Source organism: Kitasatospora sp. SUK 42, from assembly GCF_015776785.2.
In the GTDB taxonomy this organism is placed as follows: domain Bacteria; phylum Actinomycetota; class Actinomycetes; order Streptomycetales; family Streptomycetaceae; genus Kitasatospora.
The window spans coordinates 211,563-227,294 of the sequence record NZ_LFMD02000002.1; the positions used below are offsets into that span (position 1 = coordinate 211,563).

The window sequence follows — 15,732 nt, forward strand, 5'->3', positions numbered from 1 at the left end:
ACGGAATCGACGCCGCTCGCGGAATCAGTGCTGCCGCGCCCCGTACGACGCGTACCCGGCGGCCGCCACCGGCGCCGCGCCGGGGCCGAGGAGCGGGCGCAGCGCGCTGGAGCGCATCCTGTCCACCAGCGGTCCGCAGCGCCCGGCCAGCGGCGCCAGCACCAGCGCGACCAGGATGCCGACCGCGGCGCCGACCGCCACGTCGTGCGGGTAGTGCACGCCGACCCAGACCCGGGAGGCGGCCATCAGCACCGCGAACACCGTGGCGACGACGCCGAGGCGCCGCCCGACGAACCAGAGCGCGATCGCGGCCGCGAAGGCGATCACCGAGTGGTTGCTCGGGAAGGACCAGTCCCCGGTGCCCGGGCAGGTCTCCAGCGAGACGCTGCCGGGGATCTGGGCGCAGGGCCGGACCTCCTCGACCATGCCCTTGAACACGGAGTTGACGGCGTACGCCACGACCACGATCACCGGCGAGGCCAGCACCCTGGCCATCACCACGGAGTCGGCGCCGCGCGCCCGCCACCAGGCGTAGAGCATGAAGACCGCGAACAGGCCGAGGCCGAGCGCCGACCAGACCTTGATCAGGTCGTCCAGCCAGTGCGGGGCCGACTGCGCCCACCCGTTGACCCGGGTGTACAGGCCACCGTCGATACCGCTGCCGTCGTACACGGCGAGAGCCCGGGAGGACATCACACGTCACCTCCGTGACGTCGCGCCTTACGGGCGCGGAACACTTCGAGAACAATGGGGAGCACGGAGACAACTACTACCAGACCGATGATCGGCAGCAGGTACCGGTCGATACTGGGAATCGTCGACCCGAGCCCGTACCCGGCCAGCACCACGCCGACCGTCCAGACGGCGCCGCCCGCGACCTGCCAGAAGGTGAACGAGCGGACCGGCACTTCGAGCACGCCGCAGAGCGGGTTCAGCACCGTTCGGACCACCGGGATGAACCGGGCGAGCACGATCGCCTTGCCGTGCCCGTACTTGGCCAGCAGTTCCTCGGCTCGCTCGACGCCCTCCAGCAGGCTCTTGCGCTTCGTACGGCGCAGCAGCGCCCGGCCGCCGCGCTTGCCGATCAGGTAGCCGACCTGGGCCCCGGCCAGCGCCCCGACCAGGGCGGCGGGCAGCACCTGCCACAGGTGCAGCTGCGGGCCCTTGGTGGCGCCGGGCACGCAGAGCAGGCCGGCGGTGAACAGCAGCGAGTCGCCGGGCAGGAAGAAGCCCACCAGCAGGCCGGTCTCGGCGAACAGCACCACGGCGATGCCGATCGCACCGAAGGCGGCGAGCAGCGACGATGCGTCCAGCGGGTTCACCGCGAGGTGAACGGCCGGATCGGCGAGGAACTGAAGCAAGGCTGGCGGACCTCCCGTACGTTGGGGGGCGGTTCACAGCAGAACCCGCCCGGACCGTCTACAGTGACGTAGACGGTCTACATGACTGTAGACGATAGCTGGAGGAAGCGCCGACATGTCCGACGTACCGTCCGCCCGCCGGCCCGCCGGGGAGCTGGAGGCCGAGGTGCTGGCCGCCCTCTGGTCGGCCCGGCAGCCGATGACGCCGCAGGACGTCCAGACGGCGCTCGGCGGGGACCTCGCCCGCACCACCATCGCCACGATCCTGGCCCGGCTGCACGACAAGGGGACGGTCGAGCGCACCCGGGCCGGCCGCGCCTACGCCTACACCCCGACCGTCCAGGACACCGCCGGCCTGGCCGCCCGCAGGATGCACACCGAGCTGGGCCGCGAGGCCGACCGCTCCACCGTGCTCGCCCGCTTCGTCTCCGACCTCTCCGCCGAGGACGAGCGGCTGCTGCGCGAACTGCTCGGCGACGGCACCGGCCACCCCGGGGCGGACGCCTCGTGATGCTCGCCGTCTGGGTCCCCCTGCTGCTGCCCTTCCTGGCCGCCCCGCTGGCCCGCCGCCTCGCCGAGGCTCTGCCGCCCCGGGCCGCCGCCTGGCTGCTGGCCGGCACCGCCGCCGTCCTGGCGGGCGGCACCGTCTGCTCGCTCGGCCTGCTGGCCGCCACCGGGCTGCTCCAGCTGCCCCCGGTCGCCGCCCTCGGCCACCTCTCGCTGCCCTGGCTCACCGCCGCCTCGCCCAGCGCCCCGCTCGCGGCCGCCGCGGCCGGGCTCGCGCTCGCCGCGCTCACCGTGCTGGCGGTGCGCACCGCCCGGCGCCGCCGCCTGGACCTGCGGACCGCCCGGGCCGCGCTGCCCACTCCGTCGGCCCCGCCCGCCGATGACCCGAATGATGACCGCTATCCGGACGTGCGCCCCGTGAGCGCCTCCGTGCGCCGGGCGCGCACCACCTGGTGGCCGCGCCGGCCGGAGCCCGCGGACCACCCGCTCGCCGTACTGGACGACGCCCGCGCCGACGCCTTCGCCCTGCCCGGCCGGCTGCGCCGCCCCGGCCGACCGGGCGAGCCCGGCCGGATCGTGGTCACCTCCGGCATGCTGCGCGCCCTCAGCGGCCCCGAACGGGCCGCCCTGCTCGCCCACGAGCGCGCCCACCTGGCCGCCCGCCACCACCTCTTCCTCGCCCTCGCCGAGCACGCCGCCGACCTCCACCCGGCCCTGCGCCCGCTGCGCGCGCCCCTCGGTTACCACCTGGAACGCTGGGCCGACGAGGTGGCGGCGGCCCGGGTCGGCGACCGCGCCGTGACCGCCCGCGCGGTCGGCCGGGCCGCCCTCGCCGCGAGCCGCGCCCCCTGGCCCGCCCGCCCCCGGCTGGTCGCCGCCGCCCACTCCGGGCCGGTCCCGCGCAGGGTCGCCGCCCTGCTCCAGCCCCGCCCCAGCGCCACCCCCGGCACCCGGCTGCGGGCCGTCGCCCTGGCCCTGGCCGCCTGCCTGGCCCTCAGCGCGGGCGCCACCCTGGAGGCCACCGCCGACCTGCACCACACCGTCGAGGCCGCCCAGCACGAGCCCGGCGCGGAACGCTGACACCCCCGGGGCACCCCCCTGATACACCCCCGGGACGGCCGGCGGGAACGGCCCCCGAACGGTTTCCGTACCGACCGGTATGCCGAGTTGGCGGACACCGTCCCCCCACGCCCACCACACCCGTACGCTTTCGTCAGCGCGTCGGCCCCGGCGCGTCCTCGAACGGCGGCGAGGAGCAACGCGAGTGCGGCAGACCGGACGGCAGACCCGACGACCAGAGCGCCGCACCCCGCCGACCGCGGCGGAACTGGCCAAGGTCCACGAGCGGATCCTCGCCGACGCCGCCGCCCGCGAACTCGCCCACCCCGAGTCCGGCGGCCCCGGCCTGCTCGAACCCCGGCCCGAGATCGGCGACTCCTGGGCCCGGCTGCGCCGCCTCGGCCTCGACCCCGACACCGGCGCCGCCGCCGTCCTGCTCGGCCCCGCCGAACTGGAGCAGCGCCGCCGGACCAGCGGGCTCGACGCCGTCGTCCCGGTCCTGCGCGACACCCTGTTCGGGCCCGTCGACCAGACCCCGCTGATCCTCGCCGTCTCCGACGCCGAGGGCCACATCCTCTGGCAGGAGGGCGAACGCGGCCTGCGGCGCAGCGCCGACCGGATCGGCTTCGTCACCGGCGCCCGCTGGGTCGAGGAGACCGTCGGCACCAACGGCATCGCCGTCGCCCTGCGCGCCCAGCGCCCGATGCACGTCCACTCCGCCGAGCACTACCTGCGCAGCCACCACACCTGGACCTGCGTGGCCGCGCCCGTGCACGACCCGGCCACCGGCCGGGTGGTCGGCGCGATCAACCTCAGCGGCCCGGCCCACAGCGTCCGCCCCTACCTGCTCCAGCTCACCGCCACCGCCGCCCGGCTCGCCGAGACCGAGCTGCGCGCCCACCGGCTGGAGGCGCTGCACCACCTGCGCACCCTGGCCGCCCCGCTGCTCGCCCGGGTCGGCGGCCCGGCCCTGGTCGTGGACGCGGCCGGCTGGACCGCCGCCGCGGCCGGGCTCCCGCCGCCCAACCGGCTGCACGTGCCCAGCGAGGGCTGGGCCCCGGCGGCTGTGCACTGGGTGCCGGGCCTCGGTGAGTGCGTGCTGGAGCCGCTCGGCGACGGCTGGCTGGTGCGCCCGGTCCGCCCGCCCGAGGAGGACGGCTCCGGCACGGTGAGCGCCGAACAGGCCGAGGGCGCCCGGCTCCGGCTCGACCTGAGCCGAGCGGACCGCCCCGAGCTGTCCGTCCGGGGCGCGGCCGACAGCTGGTCGCACCCGGTCAGCCCGCGCCACGCCGAACTGCTGCTGCTGCTCGCCACCGCCCCCGAGGGCAGCACCGCGGCCCAGCTCGCCGAGGCGCTCTTCGGCGACGCCGGGCGGACGGTGACGGTCCGGGCCGAACTCTCCCGGCTGCGCCGCTACCTGGGCGGCCTGCTGGCCCACCGGCCGTACCGTTTCGCCGACTCGGTGCTGGTCACCGTGGAGGCGCCGGAGGACCCGTACGACCTGCTGCCCTCCTCCACCGCCCCGGCCGTCCGGCGGCTGCGGGCCGGGCTGGCGGCGGGCACGGTACGGCTGCCGGGCGCCGCGGCGCCCGTACCGCAGCCGCGTTCCGCCGGGGGCGGGGCGGTCGCCGCTCAGCCGTCCGCGAGCAGCGCGGCCAGCTGGGAGTCGGTGGGGCCGCAACCGCGCTCCGCCTCGACGGAGACCAGCGCGTAGGTGCGGTCCAGCCAGTCCTGCACCCGGGGCTTGGAGGCCTCCAGCAGCGCGCTGCCGTGCGGGGACTCCAGCGCCAGGTGCAACGTCGAGCCGTGGCAGGGACAGTAGGCCGGCCACAGCTTGACGTCGCCCTGGCCGCTCAGCGTACGCAGGCCCTCGCGCAGCAGGTCGCGCGAGAACACCCAGTCCGCCTCGTCAGGACGCCCCAGATGGAAGGTCAGCAGCACCTCGTACGGGCGCGAGGCGTCGAAGCGGAACCGGGTGCGCACCTCCCCGACCACGTCCTCGCCCAGGGAGATCCGCAGCATCAGCACCTCCTCCACCGCCGCCGGAGCGGCGGTGGAGCCGGCCCCATCGCCGCCCGTGGGGGTGGCGGCGAGGGGAGCACTGGAGGCTGCGGACAGCGGGTCGGGCGACATGACGGTCTCTCCGGGAACGGCGCGGGATGCCCTCAGCCTGCGCCACCCGGCCCCTGCGGGCAAGGGTTGCAAGGGGGTTGCAATAATCCCCGGCCAGGCCTGCCGCCCCTTACCCAGGCTTCCCGACGGTCCGTCAACTTCCGCAAGTCAAAAGGATGTCCGGAAAATGGATGGATTCCGTCCACGCTACGGGCACCCACTGGTACGCTCTCCCCTCTCCCGGCGCGGGCCCGCGCCGGCGACCGGTGCGCGACGGCCGGATCCGGGCCTGGCGGCGGCCCGTGGGAGAATACGGCGACGCGACGGCGACTTCGGGGAGGGAGGGGTCCGGTGGCTGCGCGCGAGAACCTCGCGCGGGACGTGCAGCACGAGCCCGCACGGCACGGTCGGCACGGTCGGCCGCGCCCGTTCGGCGGCCGGTTCCGGTTGCCCACCCTGCGCTTCTCCGGCGCCGCGATGGCGATGTCCACCGTCGTCGGCATCAGCATCGCCACCACCCTCCTGCTGAACGAGCAGCAGGGCATCGGCCGCCGGGCCGGCGTCGCCCGGGTCGGCACCACCCCGCCGCCCACGCCCAGCGCCACCGACGAGGCCGAGGCGGTCGCCGACCACACCCCGGACGCCCCCCGGCCCACCAGCCGCCCGCACGACTCCCGGCCCACCGGGCACCCCTCGCCGCGCCCCTCCGGACCGGCGAACGCCGGGGCCACGCCGGGCGGGGCGACCGGCCCTGCCACGCCCACCACCGGCGGACAGACCGCCGTCGAGCACGACCTGGTGCCCGCGACCGGCACCGAGCCGGGCCCGTCGGGCAGCCCCTCACCCTCGGCCCGGCCGCTCGCACCCTCCGTCCCCGCCGGGCAGACGGGCGCCGGGCAGTCCGGCTCCAGCTCCGGCTCCGGCTCCGGTGCCGACGCCGGTGCCGGCCAGGCGGGAGCAGGGCAGCCCGGTGCCGGGCAGCCTGGACCGGGGCAGCCGGGTTCCGGGCACGCGCACCCGCCCGGACTCCGACCGGCCGACCCCGCCCCTCCGGCCTCGAACCCGCCCGCCCCGGCCCGTCCGCTGCCGCCGTCCGCACCCGTCCTGCCGGGTGGCGGCGACTCCGTCGACGACGGCCCGGACGCCGACACCACCGACCCGGCGGCCGACCAGGCCCTGACCGGCACAGGCCTGACCTCCCCGCTCGGGCGCGACGGCCTCCGGCACTCGCTCGACCTCACCGTGGCCGAGCCGGTCACCGCCCTTCAGGCCGAATTCCGGCTCACCCCGGGCGAGTTGGCCCCCAGCAGCGGTGCCGCCTGGACCGACCTTCCGGGCGCCGTGGTGACCATCCAGCAGGAGCGCGGCGCCCTGGTCTACCGCTTCACCACCCCGCCCGGCACCAACGTCAAGCCCGGCCGCTACACCTTCGTCGTGCGCGGCGCCCGTCACGGCGACCCGGTCGGCCCGGCGCGCGGGGCGGCCCGGCCGGAGAGCTGGAACGCCTCCGCCTTCGCCATCGGCGATCCCCGGGCGGTCGCCGCGCTCGGCGGCTTCGGCCCGCTGCTGCCGGTGTCGTCCCAGCCGCCCTCCCCCCAGCCTCCCTCCCCCCAGTCGCCGGCACCCGCGCTCCGCTGACCCGCTGACCGTCCGTCGGAACCTCCGACCACCCGACGATCGGACAGCTCAGCCCACCCGCCGGGCTCATCACCGCACCCCTGTTCGTTACTGTGTGCAGCACCCGGCCGTGCGGCCCCACCGGCCCCGGCCCGGGCCGACGTTCCGCACCCGAGGAGGAGTCCGTGTCCACCGTCCTGACCCAAGGCGGCAACGCACCGCTGACCGCCGCGCGAGTGACCGTCGAGGTCACCGCGCCCAAGGCGCTGGACGTCTCCGGTCTCCTGCTGACCGACGCCGGAAAGGTCCGCTCGGACGCCGACTTCGTCTTCTTCAACGCCCCGCACGGCCCCGGCGTCAGCCTCCGCCCCGCCTCGGCCGGCACCCCGGACGCGATCACCGTCGACACCCCGGCCGTCCCGGCCGGCATCAGCAAGATCGTGGTCACCGCCAGCCCCGCCGACCAGTCCTCCACCTTCGCGGGGATCGAGCCCACCGCCACCGTCCGCGACGCCGACACCGGCGCCGTGCTGGTCACCTTCACCCCGCCCCGGCTGGGCCTGGAGACCGCGCTGATCGTGGTCGAGGTCTACCGGCGGGGCGGCGCCTGGAAGGTGCGCGCGGTCGGCCAGGGCTACGCGGACGGCCTGGCGGGCATCGCCACCGACTTCGGCGTCACCATCGACGACTCCCCCGCGCCCGCCGCCCAGGCCCCCGCCTCGCCGAGCGCGCCGACCGTCCAGATCACCTCCCCGGCCGCCCCGCCGCTTCCGCCGGCGCCGCCCGCCCCGCCCGCGGCCCCGCCCGTGCCGCCGATGCCCGCCGCGCCGCCGGTCGACCCCCGGATCGCCCTCGCCACCGCCCCGCCGATGCCCCCGGCACCGCCCGCACCCCCGGCCGCTCCGCCGGTCGCGCCCCCGGCACCGGCTCAGGCACCGACCGCTCCCCCGACCCCGGCACAGGCACCGGCCCCGGCCGCGCGCCCCAAGGTCACCCTGGACAAGGGCCGGGTCAGTCTGGTCAAGGGCAGCTCCGTCTCCCTGGTGAAGAACGGCCGCCCGTTCCTCTCCTCGGTCCGGATGGCGCTCGGCTGGGAGTCCGCCGGCCGCGGCCGCGACATCGACCTGGACGCCTCCTGCCTCGCCTTCGACGCCCGGAACCAGCGGCTGGAGACCGCCTGGTTCATGAAGCTGAACATCTTCAACGGCTCCATCGCCCACTCCGGCGACAACCTGGTCGGCGGTGACGGCGGCGACGACGAGGCGATCACCGTCCACCTGGAGGGCCTGCCGGCCGAGGTGCGTGCCCTGGTCTTCGTGGTCAACTCCTTCTCCGGGCAGAAGTTCACCGAGGTGCGCAACGCCTACTGCCGCCTGGTCGACGTCCGGACGGACGAGGAGCTGGTCCGCTTCGATCTCACCCACTCCGAGCCGCGCACCGGCGTGGTGATGTGCAAGCTGGTCCGCCAGGACTCCGGCGAGTGGGAGATGACGGCGCTCGGCGAGTACGTCGACGGCAAGACCGCCCGGGCGATGATCGAGCCCTCCGCCGCGCTGCTCTGACCCTCCGCCCCCGCCTCCCTGCGGGACCCGCGGGGCCCACAACGTCAAATCCACGCCCGCGAATTCACCCTCCCGAGGCATCAAGTCGTCCACGGACCGACTCGATCTGACTCTCAGGGGGGTGAATCGCACTCTCCCCCGCACCCGCTGAGGAGAGACCGTGCCACGCCTCCTGTCCCGCCTCGCCGTTGCCGGCACCGCCGTCGCCCTGACCGTCGGCCTGACCACCCCCGCCCCGGCCGCCACCAAGCCCGCCACCCGCGCCCAGGGCCTCCAGTGGACCGCCCTCGGCGACTCCTACACCGCGGGCGTCATCCAGGCCACCGGCGACCTGACCGACCCCCGCGACGGCTGCGCCCGCACCACCGGGTCCTACCCGGAGATCATCCGCCGCAACCTCGGCTCCCTCGTCAGCCTGCGCAACGTCAGCTGCAGCGGCGCCACCACCGCGAACGTCTACGCGACCTCGCTGTCCCCGCTCGGCCGCCCGCTCCCGCCGTTCGGCACCGATCCGAACGCCCCCTACCCGCCCGTCCCGCCGCAGATCGACGCCGTCGACCCGGCCACCGACCTGATCACCCTCGGGATCGGCGGCAACGACCTCGGCTTCGGCGAGATCCTCAAGAGCTGCATCGAGCTCGGCGCCACCCACCTCGGCCAGGGCACGCCCTGCGAGGACAAGTTCGACGCCGAACTGCCCGACCGGCTCAACCAGTTGCGCACCGACTACGACCGGACGCTCACCGCGCTGCACGCCAAGGCCCCGTTCGCCAAGGTCCTCACCGTCGGCTACCCGCACCTCATCCCCGAGGACGCCGGCCTCTGCGGCTACGGCAACCTCCTCCAGTTCGGCACCTTCACCACCGGCGACCTCGCCTGGGCCCGTACCGCCATCGTGGAGCCGCTCAACGCGGTCATCGCGCAGGGCACCGCCGCCCACGGCGACACCTTCGTGGACCTCTACCCCTCCTCCGCCGGCCACAGCGTCTGCGACCAGGACCACTGGCTGGACGGCGTCCTGACCAGCATCATCCCGCTCCAGTACGCCCTGGTGCACCCCAACGCCGAGGGCCAGGCCCACACCGCCACCCTGGTCGAGGACGCCGTCCTCGGCGGCTGACGGGCCCTGGTCGAGCACACCCTCGTCTGGGCCCGCCGGGCCGGCTTCCGCGCCATGCAGTTCAACGCGGTGGTCGCCAACAACCACCACGCCGTACGGCTCTACGAGTCGCTCGGCTTCGAGGTCGTCGGCACCGTCCCCGAGGCCTTCCACCACCCGGTCGACGGCTACGTCGGGCTGCACGTCATGTACCGCCCGCTGTAGGGGACCTACTCCTCGATCGCCCCGCCGACCCGCCGCAGGTGACTCCGGAAGCTGTACGACGGGTCGGCGGCGCGCCGCTCCAGGTACTCGTCGAAGGCGGTCTGCCGGCGCAGCGTGTCACCGGAGGCGATCCGCTCGGCCTGGGCGCGCTCGGTCCGGGCGATCCCCGCGGCCGTCTCCAGCACCTCCTCGACCCGGTCGGCCGGCACGAACAGCACCCCGTCGGCGTCCGCGAACACCACGTCCTCGGCGCCCACCAGGTGCGGCCCGACCCGCGCCGGCCCCAGCGCCTCCGGCTCCCGGTCGTCCAGCCGCATCGGCCCGAGCGGCAGCGCTCCGTAGCTGAACACCGGCAGCCCGATCTCCACCAGCTCGGGCGTGTCCCGGTGCAGCCCCCACACCACGATCCCGGCCACCCCGGCGGCCCGCGCCTCCAGCACCGCGAGGTCCCCGATGCAGGCCTCGTCCGTCCGCCCGCCGTTGTCGATCACCAGCACGTCCCCGTCCAGCGCCGCCCCGTACGCCTCCAGGAACACGTCCACGCTCCCGTAGTGCCGCACCGGCAGCGCCCGCCCCGCCACCCGCGCCCCCGGGGCCACCCCCCTCACCCCGCTCGGCGCCGCCCGCAACCCCACCCCGACCCGCACACACGCATCCGCCACCAACGGCGTGGAAAGCCCCTCGAACGCCTTCAGCATCCCCAACTCCTCCCACCGAACACCCAGTTCACCAGCATCGGGATCGTACGCCAGCCCTCAAACCCACACCATCGAGTGAAAGTCCGCCGTGTACTGCATAACGCGACCGGGCGGCGAATAGCGTGACGTCCATCCGAAGGGAGGGGCATCATGAGTGCTGTGGCGCATGAGCAACCGATCACGAGCTCTCCATCACAGGCCGACATCCTGCTGGAGAGCTTCCTGAGCCTGCACTCCCCCGAAGGCTTCCGGGCCGAGCTCATCGAGGGAGAGATCATCGTGGCACCACCGCCGGACGGCGATCACGAGGACTACATCGACCTGCTGATCGACCAGGTCAAGGCTGCGTCGAAAGTCCACATGCAGGTGTCCGGCGGCAAGGGCCTCCGCCTTGTGAGCGGCGGCCTCTGTCCGAAGAACCACGTCATCCCGGACGCCACCTTCGCTCCCAGGGAACTCCGCCTCTTCCGGGGTGCCCCCTCCTGGATGGAACCGGACGGCGTGGCCATGGTCGCCGAAGTCACGTCGAGCAAGCCCGACCAGGACCGGATCGCCAAGCGGCACTGCTACGCCCGGGCCGGCATCCCGCTCTACCTCCTCGTCGACCGCGAGAAGTCCCAGATCAGCCTCTTCAGCAAGCCGCACCGCGAGGAGTACACCGAGGTCCACCTGGCAGCCTTCGGCGAGCCGCTCGTCCTCCCCGCCCCGTTCGACTTCGAGCTCGACACCAAGGACTTCCTCTAGGAGCCACAAAACGGCCCGCACCCCCCGTCAGGGGTGCGGGCCGTTTGGCAGGTGTCGCCAGGGTCAGCTGCGGGTGGCCATGGCGCGGAGGAAGAAGGTGAGGTTGGCCGGACGCTCCGCGAGGCGGCGCATGAAGTAGCCGTACCACTCCTGGCCGTACGGGAGGTACACGCGCATGGTGTTGCCCTCGCCGGCGAGGCGCAGCTGCTCCTCGGGGCGGATGCCGTACAGCATCTGGTACTCGAAGGAGTCCCGCTTGCGGCCGTTCCACTGGGCCAGCTGGCCGGCGATCTTGATCATGTTGGGGTCGTGCGAGGCGATCATCGGGTAGCCCTCGCCGGCCATCAGGACCTTCAGCGCGCGGACGTACGCGAGGTCGACCTCGTGCTTGCCCTGGAAGGCGACCGACTCGGGCTCCTTGTAGGCGCCCTTGCACAGGCGCACGCGCGAGCCGGGGCCGGAGAACTCACGGCAGTCGGCCTCGGTACGGCGCAGGTAGGCCTGGAGCACGACGCCCAGCCAGGGGAAGTCCTGCCGCAGCTCGCGGGCGATCGCCAGGGTGGAGTCGGTGGTGGTGTGGTCCTCCATGTCGAGGGTCACCGTGGTGCCCGCGTCGGCGGCGGCCTCGCAGATGCGGCGGGCGTTCTCCAGCGCGATCTTCTCGCCGTCCACCGGCAGGAACTGGCCGACGGCCGACAGCTTGACCGACACCTCGGCGCCGGCCGCGAGGCCGGTCTCCTTGAGGGCCTTGAGCAGGTGCTCGTAGGCCTCGGCGGTGCCGGCGGCCTGGCTGGCGTCCTGGGTGTCCTCGCCGAGGTGGTCCAGGGTGACCTTGCGGCCGGTGGCGACCAGGTCGTCGCAGGCGGTGATCGCGGCGTCGAGGACGTCGCCGGCGACGAAGCGCTCGACTATCGCGTGGGTCGGGGGGAACTTCTCGACCACGGTGCGGACCTGCGGGGACCGGGAGGCCGCGAGAAGGGCGGAACGGAGCATCGTGACTCCTGGAGCTGGTGTTTCCAAGGGTGGCAGAAGGACCGGGGCGGCGGCGTCAGGGGTGCCGCGCACAGCGCGTCCCAGGAAGGGTGGCGGTGGGCGACGGGTGGGAGGGCCGCCGCCCCGGTGGGCGACGCCCGGCTGCGGGACCGGGCGTCGCGGGTGACCGGTGGCTACCGAGTGAGCCGGGTGGTCAGCCGGACAGGGCTGGTCAGCCCATGTGCGGGTAGCGGTAGTCCGTCGGCGGGACGAAGGTCTCCTTGACCGAGCGGGTCGAGGTCCAGCGCGCCAGGTTCTGCTTGGCGCCGGCCTTGTCGTTGGTGCCCGAGGCCCGGCCGCCACCGAAGGGCTGCTGGCCGACGACGGCGCCGGTCGGCTTGTCGTTGATGTAGAAGTTGCCGGCCGCGAAGCGCAGCTTGTGCATCGCGTCCTGGGCCGCCGCGCGGTCCTGGGAGATGATCGAGCCGGTCAGGCCGTAGGCCGACACCGACTCCATCTGCGCCAGCATCTCGTCGTACTTCTCGTCCTCGTAGACGTACACGGCGAGGATCGGGCCGAAGTACTCGTCGCGGAAGTACTCCGCGGCCGGGTCCTGGCAGACCAGGACGGTCGGGCGGACGAAGTAGCCGACCGAGTCGTCGTAGGTGCCGCCGGCGAGGACCTCGACGGACTCGTCCGCCTGGGCGCGGTCGATCGCGGCCTTGTTCTTGGCGAAGGAGCGCTCGTCGATGACGGCCGACATGAAGTTGGACAGGTCGGTGACGTCGCCCATGGTCAGGCCCTCGACCTCGGCGGCGAACTCGTCCTTCAGCCCGGCCCAGATCGACGCCGGGACGTACGCCCGCGACAGCGCCGAGCACTTCTGGCCCTGGAACTCGAAGGCGCCGCGGGTCATCGCGGTCTTCAGGACCTTCGGGTCGGCCGACGGGTGGGCGACCAGGAAGTCCTTGCCACCGGTCTCGCCGACGATCCGCGGGTAGGTGCGGTACTGCGAGATGTTGTTGCCGACCTCGCGCCACAGGTGCTGGAAGGTGGCGGTGGAGCCGGTGAAGTGGATGCCGGCCAGCGCGGGGTGCTTGAGCGCCACGGCGGAGACGTCCAGGCCGTCGCCGGTCACCATGTTGATGACGCCCTTGGGCAGGCCGGCCTCCTCCAGCAGCTGCATCAGCAGGTGCGCGGAGAACTGCTGGGTCGGGGACGGCTTCCACAGCACCACGTTGCCCATCAGCGCGGGCGCGGTCGGCAGGTTGCCGGCGATCGCGGTGAAGTTGAACGGGGTGATCGCGTAGACGAAGCCCTCCAGCGGGCGGTGGTCGCTGCGGTTCCACACGCCGTCCGAGGAGATCGGCTGCTCGGCCATGATCTGGCGGGCGAAGTGCACGTTGAAGCGCAGGAAGTCGACCAGCTCGCAGGGGGTGTCGATCTCGGCCTGCTGGGCGGTCTTGGACTGGCCGAGCATGGTGGCGGCGGCCAGGGTCTCGCGCCAGGGGCCGGCCAGCAGGTCGGCGGCCTTGAGGAAGATCGCGGCGCGGGAGTCGAAGGAGAGCGCCTGCCAGGCCGGGGCCGCGGCCAGGGCAGTGTCGATGGCGTCCTGCGCGTCGGCCTGGGTGGCGTTGCGCAGGGTGCCGAGCCGAGCCGCGTGGTTGTGCGGCTGGACGACGTGGATCTCGGTGCCGCCGCCCATGCGGCGCTCACCGTTGATCGTCATGGTCAGCTGGACCGGCTCCTGGCCGCCCAGCTCCTTCAGCTTGGCCTCCAGACGAGCCCGCTCCGGGCTCCCGGGGGCGTAGCTGTGGACCGGCTCGTTCACCGGCGCGGGGACCTGGGTCACAGCGTCCATAGAGCGCACGCTCTCCTTCGTTCAGTGCGGGGGGATTGCCGGCGCGGGTCGCACGCCGGCCACAGCACGAACGCTATTCCTGCCCGCCGGGCCACTTGATTGGCCGGGCGGCTAAATTCCCCCGTACGGCGTTGTCCGGCCCGACGAAGGGGTCACGCTACGGTCACGGAGCCGCCGTCACCAGGCGGCCCCGCCCGATCGCCAGGCCGTCGCACCGCCCGTCACATCCCCGTTCCCGCCCCGGCGCTCGCCTTCCGGTCGTTGACGACCGCCGCGTCCGCCGCGACCTGCTCCACCACCGGCCGCCGCGCCGCCTCGTAGGCCGCGAAGGCGCCCGGCAGGTCGGGGTGCGACTCCAGGCAGCGGGCCAGTTCGACGGCGCTCTCGACGGCCAGCGAGACCCCCTGGCCGGAGCTGTTGGACGGGGCGTGCACCGAGTCGCCGACCAGCACCATCCGGTCCCGGTACCAGTGCGGCACGGACGGCATGATCTCCAGCCGCGGGAAGACCTCGACGCTCGCGGCGTCCGCCTCCGCCAGGACGTCCCGGGCGGGCAGGTCCTCGGCGTGCAGTTCGCGCGCCAGCGCCAGCCAGTCCTCCCGGGAGACCGCCCGGGCCTGCTCGGCGGTCAGCTGCGCCGGCTGCGGGATGTTGCTGAACCAGAACGTCCCGGCGCCCTCCGGCAGCGCCCAGTAGCCGAAGAACGCCCGTCCGCCCTGCGCGAAGTGCATGGACTCGCCGCGTCCGCGCAGCCCCTCCAGCCGGTGCGCGCTGCGGCCGCCGACCCCGACCAGGCCGGTGTACTGCGGGCCGGGCGCGGCCGGGTCGATCAGCCCGCGGACGACGGAGCGGGTGCCGTCCGCGCCGATCAGCAGGTCGCCGTCGGCGGTGCCGCCGTCGGCGAAACGCGCGGTGACGCCGCCGGGGCCCTCGTCGACGCCGACCAGCCGCCTGCCGTACCGGACGGGAACGCCCTCCTCCCGCAGCCGCCGCTGGAGCACCCCGTACAGCTCGGCGCGCCGCATCGCCCGGCCGCCCACGGGGATCTCGGCGAGGACACCGCCCTTCCCGTCCTCCATGACCATCCGCCCGATCGGCTGGCCGATCCCGTCGACCTCCCCGGCCAGGCCGACGGCGGCCAGCGCGGCCAGCCCGTTCGGCGCGATCATGAAGGTCCCGCCGATGCCGTCGGCGGAGGTCCCGTAGGCCTCGAAGACCTCCGCCTCGACACCGGCCCCGCGCAGGGCCAGCGCCGTCACCGGGCCGGCGATGCCGCCGCCGATGACCAGGGCCTTCCTCGTGGTACGTGGTGCACTCATTGCAGACTCCCGAAATGCTCGTGCCAGGTCCGGACGAACTCCGGCTCCCGGAGCTGTGTGATGAGGCGCTCGACGAAGGCGGCCTCCGCCTCCAGCCCGCCGACCCGGTACTCCTCCTCGATCAGGAAGAGCCAGCCGACGCCCTCCTCGGTGGCCTTGTGCAGCGTCTCCCGGATGCCCGCCACCTCGTCGGTCAGCGCGGCCCGCCGCTTCTCCAGGAGCTCCACGGCCTCGGCCGGCGGGAGCACCATGAGCAGCGACAGCGACACCCCGAAGGCGGGGTACTCGTGCCGCGGTTCGGCGACGAGTTCGCGCATCCAGTCGTGGAGCTCCGTCCTCCCCTCCTGGGTGATGGCGTAGACGGTGCGCTCCGGCCGCTGGGTGTCGCGGACGGTCTCCCCCTCGGCGACGAACCCGGCCTTCCGCAGCTGCTCCACGACCATGTACAGCGAGCTGCGGTTGTACTTGATGTTGCGGTCCTTGGCGTGCTCCTTGAGCCGACGCCCCATCTCGTACGGGTGCATCGGCTCGGCCGTGAGCTCGGCCAGGACCGCGAGGGCCAGCGGGTTCGACACCTTGCGTCGCTTCGCCACGAG

At 74.1% G+C, this 15,732-nt stretch carries 15 protein-coding genes and 1 pseudogene; 8 read left to right on the forward strand and 8 right to left on the reverse strand.

Going from position 1 to position 15,732, the window contains the following annotated elements; genetic code table 11:
* Positions 1-24: 24 nt before the first annotated feature.
* Both RZ50_RS00890 and RZ50_RS00895 read right to left on the reverse strand, forming a co-directional pair.
* Positions 25-693 (reverse strand): phosphatase PAP2 family protein, encoded by a 669-nt coding sequence (locus RZ50_RS00890; protein ID WP_196948386.1) that lies wholly within the window; start codon positions 691-693, stop codon positions 25-27.
* Positions 693-1,361, reverse strand: a complete 669-nt coding sequence (locus RZ50_RS00895; RefSeq protein ID WP_196948387.1) for a DedA family protein — start codon at positions 1,359-1,361, stop codon at positions 693-695. Before RZ50_RS00895 ends, RZ50_RS00890 begins: the two co-directional genes overlap by 1 nt.
* A gap of 115 nt (positions 1,362-1,476) precedes the next feature.
* Between RZ50_RS00895 and RZ50_RS00900 the strand changes: the two genes are divergently transcribed.
* The 3 genes from RZ50_RS00900 (at position 1,477) to RZ50_RS00910 (ending at position 4,641) form a co-directional block, all read left to right on the forward strand.
* Entirely contained in the window at positions 1,477-1,872 is a 396-nt protein-coding gene (locus RZ50_RS00900; RefSeq protein ID WP_196948388.1) for a BlaI/MecI/CopY family transcriptional regulator, read from the forward strand.
* On the forward strand, positions 1,872-2,948 hold the full coding sequence (locus RZ50_RS00905; protein ID WP_196948389.1) for a M56 family metallopeptidase: 1,077 nt from the start codon (positions 1,872-1,874) through the stop codon (positions 2,946-2,948). Before RZ50_RS00900 ends, RZ50_RS00905 begins: the two co-directional genes overlap by 1 nt.
* Positions 2,949-3,132: 184 nt before the next feature.
* Complete coding sequence (locus RZ50_RS00910; protein ID WP_196948390.1) at positions 3,133-4,641, forward strand: GAF domain-containing protein; 1,509 nt, start codon at positions 3,133-3,135, stop codon at positions 4,639-4,641.
* Here RZ50_RS00910 and RZ50_RS00915 read toward each other — a convergent pair.
* Positions 4,560-5,060: an SsgA family sporulation/cell division regulator gene (locus RZ50_RS00915; RefSeq protein ID WP_196948391.1), complete on the reverse strand. Its 501-nt coding sequence runs from the start codon at positions 5,058-5,060 to the stop codon at positions 4,560-4,562. The genes RZ50_RS00910 and RZ50_RS00915 overlap by 82 nt on opposite strands.
* Before the next feature lie 330 nt (positions 5,061-5,390).
* Here RZ50_RS00915 and RZ50_RS00920 point away from each other — a divergent pair, with 330 nt between their 5' ends.
* From RZ50_RS00920 to RZ50_RS00935, 4 genes and pseudogenes are all read left to right on the forward strand, one after another.
* Positions 5,391-6,677, forward strand: a complete 1,287-nt coding sequence (locus tag RZ50_RS00920) for a hypothetical protein (protein WP_196948392.1) — start codon at positions 5,391-5,393, stop codon at positions 6,675-6,677.
* Between the two features lie 176 nt (positions 6,678-6,853).
* Positions 6,854-8,218: a TerD family protein gene (locus RZ50_RS00925; RefSeq protein ID WP_217680374.1), complete on the forward strand. Its 1,365-nt coding sequence runs from the start codon at positions 6,854-6,856 to the stop codon at positions 8,216-8,218.
* Positions 8,219-8,378: 160 nt separating this feature from the next.
* Positions 8,379-9,338, forward strand: coding sequence for an SGNH/GDSL hydrolase family protein (locus RZ50_RS00930; protein ID WP_196949367.1), 960 nt, complete (start codon positions 8,379-8,381; stop codon positions 9,336-9,338).
* Positions 9,339-9,542 (forward strand): annotated as a pseudogene (locus RZ50_RS00935) (N-acetyltransferase family protein); the annotation flags it as partial.
* Between the two features lie 5 nt (positions 9,543-9,547).
* Here the strand turns inward: RZ50_RS00935 and RZ50_RS00940 are convergent.
* Entirely contained in the window at positions 9,548-10,240 is a 693-nt protein-coding gene (locus RZ50_RS00940; RefSeq protein ID WP_196949366.1) for an RraA family protein, read from the reverse strand.
* 150 nt (positions 10,241-10,390) lie between these two features.
* Here RZ50_RS00940 and RZ50_RS00945 point away from each other — a divergent pair, with 150 nt between their 5' ends.
* Complete coding sequence (locus RZ50_RS00945) at positions 10,391-10,984, forward strand: Uma2 family endonuclease (protein ID WP_196949365.1); 594 nt, start codon at positions 10,391-10,393, stop codon at positions 10,982-10,984.
* A 63-nt stretch (positions 10,985-11,047) separates the two neighbouring features.
* Here the strand turns inward: RZ50_RS00945 and RZ50_RS00950 are convergent, their stop codons facing one another.
* The 4 genes from RZ50_RS00950 to RZ50_RS00965 all read right to left on the reverse strand — a co-directional run bounded on the left by RZ50_RS00950 (position 11,048) and on the right by RZ50_RS00965 (position 15,729).
* Positions 11,048-11,977: a proline dehydrogenase family protein gene (locus RZ50_RS00950; protein WP_196949364.1), complete on the reverse strand. Its 930-nt coding sequence runs from the start codon at positions 11,975-11,977 to the stop codon at positions 11,048-11,050.
* 211 nt (positions 11,978-12,188) lie between these two features.
* Positions 12,189-13,817 (reverse strand): L-glutamate gamma-semialdehyde dehydrogenase, encoded by a 1,629-nt coding sequence (pruA, locus tag RZ50_RS00955; protein WP_196949363.1) that lies wholly within the window; start codon positions 13,815-13,817, stop codon positions 12,189-12,191.
* Positions 13,818-14,038: 221 nt separating this feature from the next.
* Positions 14,039-15,136 carry an NAD(P)/FAD-dependent oxidoreductase gene (locus tag RZ50_RS00960; protein WP_196949362.1) on the reverse strand — a complete coding sequence of 366 codons (1,098 nt, stop codon included), beginning with the start codon at positions 15,134-15,136 and terminating at the stop codon, positions 14,039-14,041.
* Positions 15,133-15,729, reverse strand: coding sequence for a PadR family transcriptional regulator (locus RZ50_RS00965; protein ID WP_196949361.1), 597 nt, complete (start codon positions 15,727-15,729; stop codon positions 15,133-15,135). The genes RZ50_RS00960 and RZ50_RS00965 overlap by 4 nt, the downstream gene beginning before the upstream one ends.
* Positions 15,730-15,732 lie beyond the last annotated feature (3 nt).

Bases quoted from the DNA above. Each gene is read 5' to 3' on its own strand.
- RZ50_RS00950 (WP_196949364.1), bottom strand. From the start codon at position 11,977: ATGCTCCGTTCCGCCCTTCTCGCGGCCTCCCGGTCCCCGCAGGTCCGC.
- RZ50_RS00890 (WP_196948386.1), bottom strand. From the start codon at position 693: ATGTCCTCCCGGGCTCTCGCCGTGTACGACGGCAGCGGTATCGACGGT.
- RZ50_RS00900 (WP_196948388.1), top strand. From the start codon at position 1,477: ATGTCCGACGTACCGTCCGCCCGCCGGCCCGCCGGGGAGCTGGAGGCC.
- pruA (WP_196949363.1), bottom strand. From the start codon at position 13,817: ATGGACGCTGTGACCCAGGTCCCCGCGCCGGTGAACGAGCCGGTCCAC.
- RZ50_RS00905 (WP_196948389.1), top strand. From the start codon at position 1,872: ATGCTCGCCGTCTGGGTCCCCCTGCTGCTGCCCTTCCTGGCCGCCCCG.
- RZ50_RS00960 (WP_196949362.1), bottom strand. From the start codon at position 15,136: ATGAGTGCACCACGTACCACGAGGAAGGCCCTGGTCATCGGCGGCGGC.
- RZ50_RS00945 (WP_196949365.1), top strand. From the start codon at position 10,391: ATGAGTGCTGTGGCGCATGAGCAACCGATCACGAGCTCTCCATCACAG.
- RZ50_RS00940 (WP_196949366.1), bottom strand. From the start codon at position 10,240: ATGCTGAAGGCGTTCGAGGGGCTTTCCACGCCGTTGGTGGCGGATGCG.
- RZ50_RS00915 (WP_196948391.1), bottom strand. From the start codon at position 5,060: ATGTCGCCCGACCCGCTGTCCGCAGCCTCCAGTGCTCCCCTCGCCGCC.